Below are 17388 nucleotides of genomic sequence, written 5' to 3' on the forward strand. Positions count from 1 at the left end.
ACCTATCCCAGCCGTTCCGCCATCAGCGAGAGTGCGTTGACGGCCGCCACGGTGACCGGACTGCCGCCCTTGCGCCCGATGTTGGTGATGAACGGCACGTCCAGCTTGGCCAGCTCTTCCTTGGACTCGGCGGCGGAGACGAAACCGACCGGCATGCCGATGATCAAGCCCGGTTTGGCCTCTCCTTCCTTCACCAGGCGGATCAGCTCCAACAGCGCGGTCGGCGCGTTGCCGATGGCGAAAATGCCGCCCTCCGCCTCCTTGACCGCCTTGCGCATGGAGATGATCGCCCGCGTCGTGTTGAGCCGCTTCGCCTCTTCCATGACGTCCTTGTCGGAGATGTACACTTTCACCTCGCCGCCGAACTTTTCGATCCGGTTCTTGCTGATGCCCACCTGCACCATCTGCACGTCGGCCACGACGATTTTGCCGCTGCGGATGGCTTCGATGCCCGCGCGGACGGCGTCCGGGTGAAAGACCAGGCTGCGCCCCAGCTCAAAGTCGGCCGAGGCGTGAATCACGCGCTGCACCACCGGGAACTGCTCCTCGGTAAACGGATGCTCTCCCAGTTCTTCCGTAATGATCTGAAAGCTCTTGTCCTCGATTTCCTGCGGCTGCACCGTTAGCGGTTTAAACTCCGTGCGAAAGTCCATGTCGCGCTCCTCCCTTTCTTTGCGGCAGCTCTCGTTCCCGTCTCAGCGGGTCCGTCCCGGCGGGAGCGGTCCCGGGGGCTGTTCATCCCACGGCAGGGGCAGCCAACTCCCGGAGCTGCCCGATGACGCCGTTAAAATCGGAAAACGTGGTGCCGTACTCGATCTGCGGCCGGGCGATCACAATCGTCTCGATGCCCATCTCCAGGGCCGCTTCCACTTTTTCGTCAAACGCGCCCGCCCTGCCGCTCTCCTTGGTGATCATCAGCGTCACGCCGTAATGGCTGTAGAGCGCCTTGTTCAGCTCCTTGGAAAACGGCCCCTGCATGGCGACGATGTTTTTTTGCTCGATGCCCAGCTCCTCGCACTTCTGCATGTTGTCCACGCGCGGCAGCATCCGGGCGACCAGCGTCGTGTCCGGCAGGCCGAGCAGCCGGTCGGTGAAAATCTTCAGCGTCTTGCTGCCGGTCGTCAGCATGATCACTCCGCGTTTTTGCGCCGCCACTTCGGCCGCCTGGACGTAATCCTCCACCACGGTGATCTTGTCATGCCCGGGCGAGGCGATGCTTTCCCGCTCGTAGCGGATGTAGGGGACGCCCGCTTCCCTGGCTCCGGCCATGGCGTTTTTCGACGCTTCCTCGGCGTAGGGGTGGCTTGCGTCCACCACGGCCTGCACGCCTTTGGCTTCGATCAATCGACGGATGTCCTCCGCGGTCAGGCGGCCCACCTGCACCGGCAAACCGGCTTCCTCCATGCTTTTGGCGGCGTTCTCCGTCACGACGGTGGTCAAAAGGTCGTACCCCGCCGCCTTGATCCGCAGGGCCAACTCCCGCGCGTCGCTGGTTCCGGCCAATACGAGAATCATTGCTCGTCCCTCCTACTTCGTCGCGTGCCGTACGCGGTCGTGATGGTGGTCGTGGTTGTGATGGTGGCCGTGGCTGTGATCGTGACTGTGGCCGTGACTGTGACTGTGGCTGTGATCGTGGCCGTGGCTGTGATCGTGGCCGTGGTTATGATCGTGACTGTGATCGTGACCGTGATGATGCCCGTGGCCATGATCGTGGTCGTGATGATGGTGGTGGTGATAGCCGATGTGCTCCATCGCCGCCAGCCTGTACTGGCAGGTGTCGCAGTTCAGCTTCACTTCGCCGTGCAGCGCCTCTTCCACCCGCTCTTTCAGCACGGCCTTCAGCAGCGGGTGGTAGCCGAAATATTCCGCCAGCGTGAAGCGGGCTTCGGGGTAGCGCGCGCGGAACCGCTCCAGTTGGTCGGCCATCCGCTTGATCAGCACGCCGGTAAACAAAAAGTACGGCAGCACCACCACGTGGCGCGCCCCCAGCTTGAGACAGCGCTCCACCCCTTCTTCGTACAGGGGAAAGGTGACGCCCATGAAGGCCGTCTCCACCCATTTCGACCTCCACCGCTCCCAGAACAGGCGGGACATCTTGTAGATGTCGCTGTTGGCGTCCGGGTCGCTGCTGCCCCGGCCGATGATCAGCACGGCCAGGTCTTCGTCATCCGCACCGGAGGCGAAGCCGGCTTCCGCCATGCGCGCCGCCAGAATGTCCAGCACCTGTTCGTGGACGCCGATCGGCCGCCCGTAGATAAACTGCACGTGCGGATGCTTTTCCTTCGCCTCGTCGATGGCCGCCGGAATGTGAATCTTGGCGTGGCCGGCGGAGAACAGGATGATCGGGATGACCGCCACCCGGGTCGCCCCTCTCTTCACGCAGGCGTCCAATCCCTGCAGCACGTCCGGCCGTTCAAACTCCAGAAAACACGTCTCGATAATGGGAACGTCCAGTTCCGGGGCCAGCGAGGCCACAAACTGCCTGACCTCTTCGTTGCCCTCGGGATCCTTGCTCCCGTGGCCGACAAACAACACCGCGTCCATTTCTCGTCCTCCTTTTTCGCTTGCGGGCCCGCTCCGGCCCGGCGGGTGCGCTCAATCCCCGCAGACGGCGTTTTCAATCTTGGGCGCGGCCGGCTCCCGCCAGACAAATCCCTCGATCTCGCCGACGCGCTGGAAAAACTTGTGGAACCGTTCGTTCGGGAAGGCGTCCCGCTTGTAACGAGCCACGATCCGCTCGATCAGCGGCACGATTTCCTCCGGCGCGATGCCCTCCGCCACCGGTATGCCGGCATGGGCGTTGCGCCCCACCGTTTTGGCTCCGAGGAAGAGGTCAAACTTTCCTTTGCGGAAGACGATGCCGATGTCTTCCTTGACCGCGCCGTAGCAGGCCATGCCGCAGCCGTTGAACCCGATCTTCAGCTCCTTGGGCATCTCCTGGCCGCCCAGCTTTTGGTGAATCTCCTCCGCGTAGGCGATCCCGTCCTTTTTCTCCCCGTCGCAGAAGTCGCACGCTTTCACCTGCACCACGTCACCGGTCGGCATCAGCACCAGCCCCAGTTGGCGCAGGCGTTCGGTCACCGCGCCGGGATCGGCGGTCGGGACGCGCAAAATGATCTGGTGATGCGGCGTGTATTCGATTTCCCCTTTTTCTCCCGCCAACTCGGCCAGCGCGAGCATCTGTTGGGGGGTAAACTTCTTGTTTGCCACTCCCGGGCTGACCGCGCACTCGAAAATCAATTCGGGCACAAACCCGCTGGGGGGACTGCCAGCCTGCAGAGCAGCCGTCTCTGGTCCTTTGTCCGCATGAAGCGCGGCGAGCGCCTGCATCGCCCACTCGTACGGCGTCCTGTCGGCGTCAGGCTGCTCCCGCTGTCCGGTCGACGCGTCCAGGACAGCCGTGGCGGACTCCTCCGAGGCAGGGGATGGCGCTGCATGAACTCCGCCGCTTCCCGCCTGCGCTTCCAGCGACCACGGCTCGTTTTCCACCCGCAGGCGCTGGTGGGGCTTCAGCGCCTGTTCGTCTGTCGTCAGCGTATACTTGCGCTGATAGCCGCGCGGTGTAATCATCAGGCCGTCGTAGACAAAGGTGGAGGAGTTGCCGATGATCACCGTCGTCAGCATGCCGATGTCGTGCTCCAGCATGTTGGCCAGCGTGGTCAGCTCGATCCGCTCCCGCTCCCGATAGGCGCTTTTGACGATGCCGACCGGGGTGTCGGGCGAGCGGTACTGGAGCAGGATGCGCTGCGCCTCCACGATTTGACGCGTCCGCCGTCCGCTGCGCGGGTTGTACAGGGCGATGACGAAATCGGCCTGCCCCGCCGCGTCGATCCGCTTGGCGATCAGTTCCCACGGCGTCAGGTGGTCGCTCAGGCTGATGGTGCAGGCGTCGTGCATGATCGGCGCCCCCAGCAGGGCCCCGCAGGAGTTGATCGCGGAGATGCCGGGAATCACCTCCACCTCCACGCCGTTCGCTCGCGTCCAGCCCTGTTCCACCAGCACTTCGTAGACCAGCCCGGCCATGCCGTACACGCCCGCGTCGCCGCTGGAGATCACCGCCACCTTTTTGCCCGCTTCCGCCTGCCGGACGGCTTCCCTCGCCCGGCTCACCTCTTCCGTCATGCCGGTGCTGACGATCTCCTGACCGGTCAAGAGGCCGCGGATCAAGTCCACGTAGGTGGTGTACCCGATGATCACGTCACTTTCCTCGATCGCTTCCCGGGCCCGCTTGGTGATGTGGTCGAAACTGCCCGGCCCAAAGCCGATGACAAACAATTTTCCGCTCATGAGGAGCCTCCTTTCCATAACGCGTCCCTATTCGCCCGTACTCACGGATATCCCGAAGGCCGCCGCCATGCAGACGACAAGCCCCAGGACCGACACCAGCTTCATCAGCCGGACCGCCGCGCCGATGTCGTCCGGGCGGAGCGGCCGGAGGGGATTGCCCAGTTTGGCCCGGTTAGACGGCACGCCCTGGTAGTAGTTGAGTCCGCCAAGCTGCACGCCGAGCGCACCCGCCACGCCCGCTTCCGGCAGTCCGCTGTTGGGGCTGGGGTGCAGCCGGGCGTCGCGCCGGATCACCGCCCAGCACTGGCGCCAGTCCAGCCGCATCAGCCAGCTTGCGGCGACGAGCAACAGGGCGGTCAGGCGGGCGGGCAGGAAGTTGAGCAGGTCGTCAAACCGCGCCGACGCCCAGCCGAGATTGCGGTACTTCTCGTTCTTGTAGCCGACCATCGAGTCCAGGGTATTGGCCGCCCGGTAGGCCATCGCCAGCGGCGCGCCGCCCAGCGCGGCGTACACCAGCGGAGAGATGATCGCGTCGACGATGTTCTCCGCCACCGTCTCCACCGCCCCCCGGCAAATCTCCGGTTCGTCCAGCCGCTCCGTGTCCCGGCCGACGACCATGGAGAGCGACCGGCGCGCCGCCTCCCGATCACCTGCCCGGAGGTGATGAAAAACTTCCATGCCGGCGTCGGCCAAGCCTTTGGTGGCAATCGTGGCGGAAATCAGCCAGACTTCCAGGGCGACGGCCAGCCAGGGATGGACCCTTCCCGCCGCGTACAGCAGTGCCCAGGTGACAACAAGGCTGCCGCCTGCGATCAACAGCGGGAACAGCAGGCCGGCCGCTTTCAGGTGCTCTTCCCGCTTGACCAGCGCGCGCAGCAGCCGCTCCAGCCGCAAGATGCACCAGCCCATTCCGACCACCGGATGCGGCAGGCCGCGCGGATCGCCCACCACCCGGTCTATCCAGTACGCCGCGAGCAAAATCAATGCCTCGTTCATCTCGTCCCTCTCTTTGTTTCCACTCACGGAAGTTCCGTTCTTTTTCCCGGACGGGAGGCAGGCAAGCTCCAATCTCCCGCATCTCCCGCCTGCCTAGCGCCGCACCGACGCCGTCCAGCGGCTTCCGTCCCACTCGGCGACGAGGACGGCGCCGTGGCCCACGCCGTCCACCTGCCAGTAGCGGCCGGGATCGTTTTCCACCCAGGCCGCCTGAAACCAGCGGATGACGCCGCCGTGGGTCACCAGGCAGACCGTATCGTCCATGGAGACGGACTTCATCAGCCGCATCAGCCAGCGATCGACCCGCTCCCCCAACTGGGCCAAGGTCTCCCCGCCGGGCGGAGCGCAGTCGAACGGATTGTCGTACCAGCGGCGGGCGTGCTCGCCGTCCCGGGCCATCAGCTCGTCATAGGTAAGCCGCTCCCACGCGCCAAACGACAGCTCGCGCAGAGCGGGAACGGCCCTGGGCTCCAGTCCCCAGACCGCTGCCAGCCGTTCCGCCGTTTGCCGGCAGCGGAGCAAATCGCTGGTGTACAGCGCCGACGGACGTTCCGAAGCGAGCAGCCGGGCCACCTGCTCCGCCTGGGCGCAGCCGTGCTCGTTCAGCGGCACATCGCTGTGTCCCAGGTAGCGGCCGGCGCGGTTCTCCTCCGTCTGTCCGTGCCTCACCCACATCCATCTCACGGCCACCAGCTCCCAATCAGGATGAGCAGCATCACGGCTTCGGCACTCTCGATCAGGGCGCCGTAGCAGTCGCCGGTCAAGCCGCCCAGCTTGCGGGCGACGGAGCGGGCAAACAGCAGGCTGGCCGCGAGCGACAGCAGGACGGCAGTCACCGCCCGGACGTCGGCGATCCACCAGCCCAACGCCAGCACCAGCAGATAGCCGATACCGATGTGCCAGGGACGGAGCGCCTCGCCGACGCTTTTGCCGATGCCCTTTTCCCCGGTGACATACGGCCAGCAGCGGATCGCCAGCAGCACATGCGTGCGGGCGGCGGCGGGCACCAGGAACAGACAGACGCTGAGACCCGCATGGTCAAGCTCGGCCAGCGCCGCCGTCTTGACCAGAAGCAGCACGATCGCCGCCAGCACCCCCATCGCGCCGGTCCGGCTGTCTTTCATGATTGCCAGCATCTGTTCCCGCGGCCGGCTGCTGCCCAGACCGTCGGCCAGATCCATCCAGCCGTCCAGATGCAGCCCGCCGGTGATGTAGACCCAGCAGGCCATCGTCAATACGGCAGCGGTCAGCGGCGCAAACGCCCACAAGGCCGCCTGATGCGCTCCCCACAGCACAAGGCCGATCACCAGCCCGACAGCCGGGTACCAGGCGACGCTCTTCTTCCAGGCTTCTTCCGACGGGCGCAGCCAGGGAACAGGGATGCGGGTAAAAAACGACAGTGCATGAAAAAACGCGTTCATCCTTTAATCCTCCAGGGAATGCCGGCCAGGACGGCGTAGACGGTATCGGCCCGTCTGGCGGCCAACTGGTTGACGTCGCCCAGCACGTCGGCAAACCAACGGCCCAGCTTGGTCATCGCGACGCCGCCCAGACCCACCTCGCTGGTCACGGCGATCACGGTCCGGCCGCCGCTGCAGGCGGCATCCAGCCACAGCTCCGCCTCGTCCATGAGCGCCCGCGAGATCGCTTCGTCCCGCCAGGACGCTTCCGGCACGCTCATCAGCCGCGTGCTGATCCACGTCGACAGGCAGTCCAGCAGCACCACCGGATACCTCTCCATTTGGGGAAGGGCAGCGGACAGGGTGCCGTTCGTTTCGGCCAGTCCCCAATCTCGGGGTCGCCGCGCCCGGTGCCGCTCAATCCTTTGCTTCATTTCCTCGTCCCATACCTGGCCGGTGGCCACGTACAAGACGGGGCTTCCCGCCTGTGCGGCCAGTTCTTCGGCGAAGCGGCTCTTTCCCGAGCGGACGCCCCCGGTCACCACGATCAGGCTCAGCGCCGCTCCCTCCTTTCGCTCCACACGTCCCGCAAGGCCGCCAGCAGGCGGTCGTTTTCCTGCCGGGTGCGGACCGCGATGCGAAAATCACCGGGCGTCAAGCCGGGGTACATGGCGCAGCTGCGAATCAGAATGCCCCGTCTGCCCAGCATCTCCTGCAGTCCCGCCGCCGTCAGCCCAGCCGGACAGCGCACGAGCAGAAAGTTGGCCTCGCCCGGCCAGACGCGCCAGCCCAACTCCTCCCCGATGACGCCGGACAGATAGGAGCGCTCCTCGGCGATCAGCCGCCTGGTTTTTGCTGCGTAGTCGGATTCCTCCAGACAGAGCTCCCCGACCGCAAGCGCCAGACTGTTGACGCTCCAGCTCACCTGCTTTCCCCGCAGCCGTTCGATCAGCGCGGGAACGGCGACGGCGTAGCCGAGGCGCAGCCCGGGGATGGCGAACATCTTCGTCAGCGAGCGCATCACGAGCACGCGCGGAAACCGGGAAAGCCTGTCGGCCAGCGTAAACTGCCGCTCTTCCGCGACAAAGTCGAGAAACGCCTCGTCGACCACCAGATGCGTGTCCGTCTCGACCGTCCAGCCGGCCATCTGCAGCAGTTCGTCCGGTTCATACAAGAGGCCGGTCGGGTTGTTGGGAGAACCGACAAAGACGAGGTCCGCCCGTTCAAACAGCCGGTACAGTTCCGCCTCATCCGGCTTGAAGCCGCGTTCTTCCCGGCCCGGGCACGCCAGCACGCGGGCGCCGAACTGCTTGGAAAGTTGGGCATATTCGGAAAAGCAGGGCGTGACGATGCCGACCGTCTTTGGCTGCAGCGCGAGGATCGCCAGGGCCATCGCCTCGGCCGCCCCGTTGGTCGGCAGAAGCCACGACGCCGGCAGGTTCAGCTTCGCCGCCAAGGCGCTGCGAAACGACCGGTGCCCCGGATCGGGATAGTGAACCACCTGGGGCAGCGCCTCCCGCAGTCCTTCCAGCACGCGGGCTGGGGGGCCCAGCGGGTTGATGTTGGCGCTGAAATCCACAAATCGCCCGGCTTCCACGCCGAAGCGCTCCGCCGCCGTGACCAGATCGCCGCCGTGGCCGAACACCTCCAGCACGTCCGTCATCAATACTCCACCCCCAGGACTGCGGGGATGCCCTCGTCATAGTAGTGCTTGACCGCTTTCATCTCCGTCACCAGATCGGCGATCGCCGTGATTTCCGGCCGCGCGTCTCGTCCCGTAATCACCAGATGCACGTGGCGCGGCCTGTTCTTGATCGTGTCCAGCACATCGTCCAGCGGCAGCACGTCCGCCACGGGAAAACGATCAATCGCCAGCGCGTTGTTCAGCTCGTCGAGAATCACCACGTCGTACTGGCCGCCCATTACCTGCTCCTTGGCGTAGCGCCACGCTTCCCGCAGGGCGGCGCGGTGCTCCTCGGGCGTTTTGGTCCAGGTAAAGCCGACGCCTTTCTGCACCATCTCGATTCCCAGCCGGTCAAACACGATCTTTTCCCCGTAGGTGCGCTCCGGCGACTTGATAAACTGAACCACCAAGACGCGCTTGCCGCGCCCGGTCGCCCGTACGGCCAGCCCGAGTGCCGCCGTCGTCTTCCCTTTGCCGTCCCCGGTGTACACCAGGACCAGTCCCCGCTTGTTGTCGGGTTTGTTCATCGGCCCGTTTCCTCCCCTCTCGCCGGCCAACCAGGGACGCGACGCCAAACGGTCCGCTCCCTGTAGGCCATCGCAAACACCGTTCACATTTTCTTTCCAGAAACAACAAAAAACGCCTTGCTTTCCCTGGAAACCAAAGGAAGCAAAGCGTCGACACGACGTCCACGACAATCCTCACCTTTTCCTTTGACCCGAAGGAAATCAGTGCACACGCAAAACAGGCAGGTCTCCTGGCTTGAGGATCGCCGCTTTCCTTCTCCTTCCCACTCCCGCTGGAGCAGTGGATGGCTGTCGCCGTGAAGGAAAACTCCCCTCTTACAGTGGCGGGACCGCGTTGGATTTTCACCAAACTTCCCTTTTAACTTCACCCACCCGGAAGCGTCCGCGCAGGTGAAGACCTGTTTGCTCCGTATGAAGCTGTCTGTGCCGCACATGACTGGCACTTGTCTCCATCATAACAAAAGTGGCCGTGGATAGGAAGGAAAAAGCGGGGGTTCAATGGGCTGTCTTATTCGCTGCGAGTTGTCGTGCCGTCTGGATTCATGATTTCATCCTCGATGGTTCCATTCACATTGGAGTAAAAATGTAGATCGTGATTCGGGCCTTGAAGGTAAGCGATGGTGTACAGGTACACCCGTTCATCTTTCCAGCCGATGAAGAAAGCTGCTCCTACTTTTCCACTGCGAATTCCTTCTTCATCAATGACATGGTCGGGCACCGAAGGCTGGTAATCCTCCTCTGTGAAGAAGCGGTACAGCCAGAATTCTTCACAGCCGTTTTCGAGATCCCCCTGGTCATCCACGAGAACGTAACGGTCTCCGAACAGTGCGGCGACTTCTTGTTTGGATGAGCCGATTTTTACGTTGTCTTTTATCCTGGCAACGGTTTGCAGCACATCTTCTTCACGAACGGTCTGCCTTTCTGGTGAGGATACGAAGATTCTGTCAAACGAATCAATGGTATAAAAGGTGACCAAGATCGCGGCAATGGCTGCGGGAAGAGTTAGGTATAGGTACGTTTTTCTTTGCAAAATGGTTGTCCTCCTTCGTTATTGAATAGAAAATGTAACACTCTCACGCTTTAAGTCATGAGAGTGTTTTTAAGTGGAGTTAATCTAGGATTTACCCAAAATTTTCTTTTCTCTTTCAGGCGACAATGAAGTCTTCATAATCTTATTAATATCTTTTTCTGTTAATTTGAAATATTTTTTAAAGTTTGTCATTGTACGCTCTGACTCCTCAATAGAGTCCATCCATCTAAAAAATTCGTCCTTACCAACGTAATCGATAAGTAAAAAGTCGAAGAAGTATTCCGGATCGTCGAACTTTTCCTCGTGTTGTCCTTGTGTATCTCCCCCAAGATCTATATTTAATAGTGAAGGTCTCTTTTCGGGCCAAAAAACCCAGGGAGAAAACGTATCGTAATCACCCGGATAAGTCATTCCTTTTGCATTTACATCGAAGTGTAAATGGTAACCAGTGGCTCCACTTTTACCAGAGGTAGCAATTGTTGTACCTTTGCTTACTGTTTTATTAGTTGTAAACTTTAACGTTCCGGGCTCCAAATGCAAGTATCTTGTAATTAGGTTTTTTCCGGTATCCGGATCAATATCATTGTGTTTGATCGTCATAGCATACGTTACCTTGTCGGAATAAACCCCACTTTGAATCACCACACCTGATGCGGTTGCAAAAACTGGTTCTTTGGTAACTCCAATATCTATTCCCTTGTGCCAACGCCAGCCCACATCACCATAGTCATCCGTAATCGTATCATCGGTTGTAGGCCACGCCCATCTCATGTTGTAGTACGGATCATCAGATCCCAACACTTCCACTGCTTCATCTGTTCCCACCTTAGTAGCAGAAGCCCATACACCTGGAGTGATGATTGCTCCGACCATTAAAGTTGAACATACCAATCCATACATCTTTTTCAGCATCAGTATTACCTCCCCATAACAACTTTGTTCAAATACCAATATTTACTATATAATATATATTAAGATTTGTAAACCATCATCTTTAAATATTGGAATTATCTAGTGTTTTATCATGAGAAGATAAACACTTTCACAAGCGCTGGAACAGTACTCGGTAATGACAAGTATGATAACGATGCAGCTAGCCCAACCCCTGCTGCCATCATTCCGGGAAGAAAAATCGTGAGGATTTGTGCCGCAGCAGGATGTGTGCCCATTGATCCTTGCTGAAAGAATCCGTTTACTGTATCTCTATGATTCGTTACGATAGCTGCAAAACCATTCAAACACACAGCACGGAGGTGACCCGTATGACATCCCCCCCGATTCCGCACGAGCCGCGCAGCGATTCCGCCCTGCTACCGCCGCTGCGGGAATGCGGCGAGCCCTTGGTTCCCCTCTCGACGCTCTCGCCCAGGATCTCCGTCTACCCCGCCTACTACCATCAAGGCTATCAGGGTGCCCTCCCGGAAGCGTACCTGCGCGAAGGGGCGGCGCTGCGGTTGGCCCAAGCGGCCGGGCGGCTTCCCGACGGCTATCGGCTGGTGGTGCTGGACGGATGGCGCTCCCATCGGGTGCAGGCTTCGCTGTACGAGCGGTTCAAGCAGTCGCTGATCGACCAGGGCTGGCAGGAAGGGGAGGCGCTGGCCCGCGAATTGGACAAGTACGTCGCCTCTCCCACCGTCGACGTGCACAAGCCCGCCCCTCACCTGTCCGGCGGAGCCGTCGACCTGACGATTGCGGGGCCGGACGGCTGGCTGGCCATGGGCACGGCGTTTGACGACTTCAGCGAGCGGGCAGCGACCCGCTACTACGAGTGCATGGCGGCCCCGGACGAGACCGAGCGGCGCATCCGCGACAACCGCCGCCTCCTGTACCATCTGATGACCGAAGCAGGGTTCGTCAACTATCCCCAGGAGTGGTGGCACTACGAGTACGGCACCCTGAACTGGGCGAGGCAGACGAACGGACAAGCCATCTACGGCGGACTTGTGGACTTGTTCCAACGAAAAGTTCAATGATGCGAATGTCACCTGGCCGAATTTGAGCCGGGCGAGATGCTTCCCACACGCAAAAAACAGCCCTTCGTGCCGCCGGTGTTCCCTCCGGTGCACGCGGGCTGTTTTTCGCTTGCATTCGCTGTTCGTCTCTGCCGCTTCCCTCAGCCTCTCAGCCGGTTTACCCAGAAACCGCCTTTCAGGTGCTTCGGCTCAAACGAGATGACAAACGCTTTCGGCGCCAGGTTGTTGATCAGCATCCACAGCTTTTGCTCGTTGCTTCGCTTGGTCAGCACCTGCATGACCAGCCGTTTGCCGTCTCTGCCATCCGCCACCCAGGAGGTGACGCCAAAGCCGTGTTCTCTCATCTTTGCCGGCAGGTCAAGCTCCGGCGAATCGACGACCACCTGCAGGGTGACATACCCCAGTGCCAGGTATTCCTCGATCCGGCATCCCAGATAGACCCCCATTCCCCATCCGATGCAGTACGCGGCCAGATTGAGCGGGTTGTCCAGATTGTCCAGGACGATCGCCAACCCTTTCAAGTAGACGAATACCTCCACCATCGACAGCAGGGAGGCCAACAGCCGGTACCCTTTGATCACCAGGATCATGCGCAGCGTAAAAAACGACACGTAGAGGATGTTGATGCCGACAATGATGAGAATGATCTCGTATCCCACTGGTTAGCCCTCCAGCCCGTTTTCGGGCGTCTTCTCTAAACGGCTTCGATTATAATACGTCCGGGACCGGGTGTAAATTGCCCTCGCCGGCCCAAATAAAAAGAACCACGTCCACCCCCCGACTATTCGGATTGAACGGGTTCCACGGTACAGTTCCTGACCCTGCCGCCCGGCTCTACTGCTCCCGGCGCAGCCGCGTGTCAAACACGAACGGACCGAACGGCAAAAGCGACGCGACAAACGCGCCGAGCACCCGCAGGAACGACCAGCGGTGCACACTCGCGGCGTGTACAACGGCGATCAGATACAGCACAAAAAACAGGCCGTGAAGCGCGCCCACGATCGTGACGGCCAACGGGTAATGAAAGAAGTACTTCAGCGGCATGGCAATCCCGAGCAGCACGAGAAACGAGATGCCTTCCGCATACCCGACGGCGCGCAGGCGCCCGATAGGCGTATGAAACACGTGAACACCTCCATTGCTGAAAACCAATCACAAGCAGAATGATAAACGAAACCGTTGGAAAACGTTGAACATCCAGATTCGTTCCACATACGTTCATACTTGCCCGGCAGGCGAACGAAAGCCCCGTCAGCAGCCGATGCCCCGCTCCTTTTTGTGCGTGGAGCATTATCAGGTCTGGCTCAATTTAGCAAGCTGTACTCGTAGTGCCACCACTCCTGGGGATCGGGAAGACGTCCGGCAGCTAGGGCCAGCCGCAGTGCCGTCTCTTAGCGCAGATACGCTTCCGGCAGGGCACCCTACTAGCCTTGATGGTAGTAGGCGGGGTAGACGGAGATCCTGGGCGAGAGCGTCGAGAGGGGAACCAGGGGACGCTATCGCGAAGCTATATTGTTCTGAACCCTTGGAATGAAAGGAGCCACTCGCTGGCTACACATTGATCGGGACGCCTTGTTGCAATATGAACCCTACCTGAGCCGGTATTTCAACGGGTTCGGGTCATGCTGTATTGGCAATACTCTGCACGGAAAGTCAACCCCTTGTTTCCTTAACTTGACCCGTGTTGGCGTCAATGATGATTTCCTGATTTACATCGCCCTTATAATTCATGATCGAAATAACCCAAGTATTTTCCACAAATGTTGTGTTTTTAACAATTTCCCCCTTTGTTTTGTTTTTCGAAAATTCCTCCAAAGCTAAATGTATGGCTTGTGATCTGGTGATTTTTGAAGTAGGGAACGATAGATCTTCTCTCACTATAATCTTGCTCGCTCCAGCACTGGCGGGATATGATTCGGCGTCAGGGGTATTTGCCCATACATCAACTTCTTGCCCCAGAGTGATGTCTGAAAAAATTAGTGCATTTCCTTTCCTGTCAAATATGCTTGTATGATTGTCTACACTATATATTACCGCGTCATAACGATTGTCGGAAGCGGTATTATCATTTTCTGCCACCAACACTTGTTGTGTATCCGGTCTTATTTCAACGACAAATCCACTGATTCCCTTTCTCTCTTCTCCGGAAGATGAAGGAGAGCAGCCTAAGATTATTGACAAAAATGATAGTACAAGTGAAGCCTTACTCCAACTCAATGGGTTCGCCCCCCTTTAAAAGGTGAAAAGGGGAAGTTATCCCCCTTTTTAATTCCCTAATAATAAATCTACATCAAATTCGTTTATAATATATCTAATATGAGTATATATTCCACCTGAAGCACTATGAACACCTACAGCAGTTCCCCCAATGAATACTGGCGCTCCGCTATCTCCAGATCTGCTGCTATACGATGCTTGCCGCATATTTGTAAAATATTCCGTGGAACCATCTGGATGCCTAATATATCCCTTCCAGTTGGTTGACTAAATGGTTCCACAAGTTACGCTCCCTGTAGCCGCACCAGAAATACAAACGGGATCTCCAACTTCTTCTTCACTGAAGGATTGAATATCGTCAATTGACTCTAATTTATGCTTGCCATTGCCAAACAAATAGTAGGTCGCGTCATCTGAACCTTCATCAAGTTCAATCAGTCCTACATCAATACTCCCACCAAATTGATAGTCAGTGACATCCCCGAATTTTGAATTACCCTGTTCCCAGTCTTCCCCGATATTATCAATGCAATGTCCAGCGGTAATAACGTAAAAATCATCTGGGTCAGACTCACTTTGCGCAGAGAAGGCTGCAGTACAAGCCCTAATATTACCCTCAATTTCTAGGCCAGCTTCAATTGGTCTATAATAATCATCCGGATCAGCCTCTGCTTTGTGTATCTCTTCTTCGAAAATATGCAAGATATTTTTTCCATACTTGTCCTCAAGTTTTTTCGTTACTTTCGAATTAAGTTTCGTCACGCCAATATCAATCTGTTGATTCGGTAAATTAACGCTTACTGATGATAGTTCAATCCCCTCTTTTTTAATGTAATTCTATCCTCAGATATTTTATCAGCCAAGTCGTTCAACTCTTCATTCGTATGTTCGGCATAATATACCTCGATCATATCTTCATCGTATAACTCTTTTAATTCATCAACAAGTTTTTCAACTTTCTCCTTTTCAGACTTTTTAAAACCTACTTTAACAACTCCTCCTTGGCTCTGATCAATATATAATCCGGCAAATTCATTTTTTAGATTTTTGTTAATATATTCCCTTATTTTTGGAATTCTATCTTTTTGCTTTTTAAATCGAGCATCAAGTTCTTTTTCCTCATTTTCGGTTAACAGTACACCATATTTCGACAATTTTCTTTCTTCATTTAAAAGTGATTGAAGTGTCTTGCTGTCCCCATCAAGTCCCATTTCTTCTCTGAAACGCTGACTTTTTTCCAAAATGTCTACCGATTTAGCATTTGTTTTTGCGGCAATTAACGCGTTAGGCTGTAAAACAAGCATTGTCGCCAATGAAGTCAGTAAGATAGTGCGAATTACAGTCCCTAACTTTGGCATAATACCACTCTTTTACCAGAGATTTACTATAATTTTAAATATAATGGAATAAATGTCAATATTTTTTTGATCTCTTCTCCGTAATACATGCTTGATCTCCCTCTATCGGACTTTTTAGAAATTGAGCTTTTTGCGGTTTTCCGAGTCCTTTAGCATCAACCGTTAGTAAAGAAAAAAGACTTCACCCTAAATCGGCGGCATCAACTGCCGCATGTCAGGGGGCTTCTTCCCGTCCGTCAGCAGACCGATGAATGATCAGCCCCACGCGTATGACCGCCGCTTTCAGCTACACCCGTTCCCGCTCCGCTGTTTTTGGACGCACCTGTGCAGCGGGAATTTTCACCCGTTCGCCGCCCATCAGGAGGATTCCCACGACCGCCAGACAGGCCGGAATCAGCGCCCACATGAACGTCTGCGCAATCGACGAGGAGAGAACCTCGGTTATCTGCTCCAGGACAGGTGCCGGAATGGACGCCCGGGTTTCCGGAGTCAGCACCGCCTGCGGGTCAACCAGCCCCCCTGCCGGAATGCCGCTTCCGCCGGCAAATACCTCTTCCATGCCGCTCTGGAACAGGTTGCGCTGCACGATCCCAAACACGCTCACACCCAGCGTCATGCCCAGCGAGCGGAAAAACGAGTTGGTCGAACTGGCTGAGCCGCGCTGACGCATGTCGAAGTTGTGGATCGCGGCCATGCCCAGCACCGAGAAGGAAAAGCCGACGCCAAACCCGGTGAGGACCATGTAGACGGTCACCAGACCGCGCGAGACCTCGGGCGTCAGCGTCCCCAACAAAAACATGCCGGGCAGGAAAAAGGCGGCGGACAGCAGCATGATGTTGCGGAAGCTGGTCTTCGTCGTCAGCATCCCGCCCGTTTGGCTGCCGAGAACCGACCCAAGCATCATCGGGGTGAGCAGAAGACCCGAGTTGGACGCCGAGCCGCCAAACACCCCCTGGATAAAAATCGGGATGTAGACGGTCGTGATGATGAAGGACGCCCCGTACAGGAGGGACACCACATTGCTCGCGGCAAACAGCCGCTGCTTAAACATGGAAAACGAAATGATCGGCTCGGCCGCCCGTTTTTCCACGTACAAAAACACGGCAAACAGCGCGGCAAAGGCAGCAAACAGGCCGAGAATCACCGCGGAGTCCCAGGCGAACTGATTGCCGCCCAGCTCCAGTGCGAACATCAGGCTGACCACGGCCCCTACCAGCGTGATCGCGCCCCACCAGTCAATGCTCTGCTTGCGGTGCTCCAGCGACTCCTTGTAGTACGCGGAGATGAACCAGAGCGACAGGAGGCCGATCGGCACGTTGATGTAAAAGACCCAGTGCCAGCCGAAGTACTCGGTGATGTAGGCGCCGAGCAGGGGGCCGACGACGCTGGACGTGCCGAACACCGCCCCGAACAGGCCGGTCATTTTCCCCCGCTTCTCCGGCGGAAAGACGTCAAAAATGATCGTGAAGGCAATCGGCATCAGCGCCCCGCCGCCAATCCCCTGGATGGCCCGATAGATGCTCAGCTCGACGATGCTGCCGGCCGTCCCGCAGAGGATGGACCCGAGCAAAAACAGTACCAGCCCGAACACGTAAAAGCGTTTGCGGCCGTACATGTCGGACAGTTTGCCGAAGATCGGCATCCCCGCCATCGTGGCCACCATGTACGCCGAGGTGACCCAGACAAACTTGTCCAGACCGCCCAACTGGCCGACGATCGTTCCCATCGCAGTGGCGACGATGGTGTTGTCCATGGACGCCATCAAGAGACCGAGCAGGAGCCCGGCCACCACAACATTCACGTTACTTTCCTTGGCGATCACGCCGATCTCCTCCTCGTTCGTTTTCACTATGAACATGATTATAGCCAATTCGGGCTGCAAAGAAAAAACCCTTCCCTCCCAACTATACGGAGAG

Annotated in this window: 19 protein-coding genes and 1 riboswitch; of the genes, 1 reads left to right on the plus strand and 18 read right to left on the minus strand. The window is 58.0% G+C overall.

The features are described from left to right. Positions 1-2: 2 nt before the first annotated feature. From FOI68_RS04325 to FOI68_RS04380, 12 genes are all read right to left on the minus strand, one after another. Complete coding sequence (locus tag FOI68_RS04325) at positions 3-653, minus strand: precorrin-8X methylmutase (RefSeq protein ID WP_029097839.1); 651 nt, start codon at positions 651-653, stop codon at positions 3-5. An 82-nt stretch (positions 654-735) separates the two neighbouring features. Next, positions 736-1515: a precorrin-6A reductase gene (gene cobK, locus FOI68_RS04330; RefSeq protein ID WP_143862428.1), complete on the minus strand. Its 780-nt coding sequence runs from the start codon at positions 1513-1515 to the stop codon at positions 736-738. A gap of 12 nt (positions 1516-1527) precedes the next feature. After that, positions 1528-2544, minus strand: a complete 1017-nt coding sequence (locus tag FOI68_RS04335) for a sirohydrochlorin chelatase (protein WP_143862429.1) — start codon at positions 2542-2544, stop codon at positions 1528-1530. 51 nt (positions 2545-2595) lie between these two features. Then, positions 2596-4287 carry a precorrin-3B C(17)-methyltransferase gene (gene cobJ, locus FOI68_RS04340; protein ID WP_143862430.1) on the minus strand — a complete coding sequence of 564 codons (1692 nt, stop codon included), beginning with the start codon at positions 4285-4287 and terminating at the stop codon, positions 2596-2598. Between the two features lie 27 nt (positions 4288-4314). Then, positions 4315-5283, minus strand: a complete 969-nt coding sequence (gene cbiB, locus FOI68_RS04345; protein ID WP_044898334.1) for an adenosylcobinamide-phosphate synthase CbiB — start codon at positions 5281-5283, stop codon at positions 4315-4317. A gap of 93 nt (positions 5284-5376) precedes the next feature. After that, entirely contained in the window at positions 5377-5958 is a 582-nt protein-coding gene (locus FOI68_RS04350; RefSeq protein ID WP_238550909.1) for a histidine phosphatase family protein, read from the minus strand. Positions 5959-5963: 5 nt separating this feature from the next. Next, on the minus strand, positions 5964-6704 hold the full coding sequence (gene cobS / locus FOI68_RS04355; protein ID WP_143862431.1) for an adenosylcobinamide-GDP ribazoletransferase: 741 nt from the start codon (positions 6702-6704) through the stop codon (positions 5964-5966). After that, a complete protein-coding gene (gene cobU, locus FOI68_RS04360; RefSeq protein ID WP_255433359.1) occupies positions 6701-7264 on the minus strand; it encodes a bifunctional adenosylcobinamide kinase/adenosylcobinamide-phosphate guanylyltransferase in 564 nt (187 codons plus the stop codon). Before cobU ends, cobS begins: the two co-directional genes overlap by 4 nt. Next, a complete protein-coding gene (gene cobD, locus FOI68_RS04365) occupies positions 7237-8346 on the minus strand; it encodes a threonine-phosphate decarboxylase CobD (RefSeq protein WP_143862432.1) in 1110 nt (369 codons plus the stop codon). Before cobD ends, cobU begins: the two co-directional genes overlap by 28 nt. Beyond that, complete coding sequence (cobO, locus tag FOI68_RS04370; RefSeq protein WP_143862433.1) at positions 8346-8894, minus strand: cob(I)yrinic acid a,c-diamide adenosyltransferase; 549 nt, start codon at positions 8892-8894, stop codon at positions 8346-8348. The genes cobD and cobO overlap by 1 nt, the downstream gene beginning before the upstream one ends. Positions 8895-9097: 203 nt before the next feature. After that, positions 9098-9311: riboswitch (cobalamin riboswitch) on the minus strand. Between the two features lie 91 nt (positions 9312-9402). Beyond that, positions 9403-9924, minus strand: coding sequence for a hypothetical protein (locus tag FOI68_RS04375; protein ID WP_029097849.1), 522 nt, complete (start codon positions 9922-9924; stop codon positions 9403-9405). Positions 9925-10008: 84 nt separating this feature from the next. Beyond that, on the minus strand, positions 10009-10836 hold the full coding sequence (locus FOI68_RS04380) for a M23 family metallopeptidase (protein ID WP_143862434.1): 828 nt from the start codon (positions 10834-10836) through the stop codon (positions 10009-10011). 350 nt (positions 10837-11186) lie between these two features. Between FOI68_RS04380 and FOI68_RS04385 the strand changes: the two genes are divergently transcribed. After that, a complete protein-coding gene (locus tag FOI68_RS04385) occupies positions 11187-11897 on the plus strand; it encodes a M15 family metallopeptidase (protein ID WP_143862435.1) in 711 nt (236 codons plus the stop codon). A gap of 140 nt (positions 11898-12037) precedes the next feature. Here FOI68_RS04385 and FOI68_RS04390 read toward each other — a convergent pair whose 3' ends face one another. The 6 genes from FOI68_RS04390 to FOI68_RS04415 form a co-directional block, all read right to left on the minus strand. After that, a complete protein-coding gene (locus tag FOI68_RS04390) occupies positions 12038-12556 on the minus strand; it encodes a DUF2179 domain-containing protein (protein WP_029097852.1) in 519 nt (172 codons plus the stop codon). Positions 12557-12731: 175 nt separating this feature from the next. Then, positions 12732-13022: a DUF3817 domain-containing protein gene (locus FOI68_RS04395; protein ID WP_143862436.1), complete on the minus strand. Its 291-nt coding sequence runs from the start codon at positions 13020-13022 to the stop codon at positions 12732-12734. A gap of 528 nt (positions 13023-13550) precedes the next feature. Further along, complete coding sequence (locus tag FOI68_RS04400; RefSeq protein WP_143862437.1) at positions 13551-14114, minus strand: DUF3221 domain-containing protein; 564 nt, start codon at positions 14112-14114, stop codon at positions 13551-13553. A 267-nt stretch (positions 14115-14381) separates the two neighbouring features. Then, complete coding sequence (locus FOI68_RS04405; protein ID WP_143862438.1) at positions 14382-14876, minus strand: chymotrypsin family serine protease; 495 nt, start codon at positions 14874-14876, stop codon at positions 14382-14384. Between the two features lie 35 nt (positions 14877-14911). Next, positions 14912-15472, minus strand: coding sequence for a hypothetical protein (locus FOI68_RS04410; RefSeq protein WP_143862439.1), 561 nt, complete (start codon positions 15470-15472; stop codon positions 14912-14914). 286 nt (positions 15473-15758) lie between these two features. Beyond that, positions 15759-17294, minus strand: coding sequence for an MDR family MFS transporter (locus FOI68_RS04415; RefSeq protein ID WP_143862440.1), 1536 nt, complete (start codon positions 17292-17294; stop codon positions 15759-15761). Positions 17295-17388: the final 94 nt, after the last annotated feature.

The sequence above is a fragment of the Brevibacillus sp. LEMMJ03 genome, from assembly GCF_007197875.1.
GTDB classification, from domain to species: Bacteria; Bacillota; Bacilli; order Brevibacillales; family Brevibacillaceae; genus Brevibacillus; species Brevibacillus thermoruber.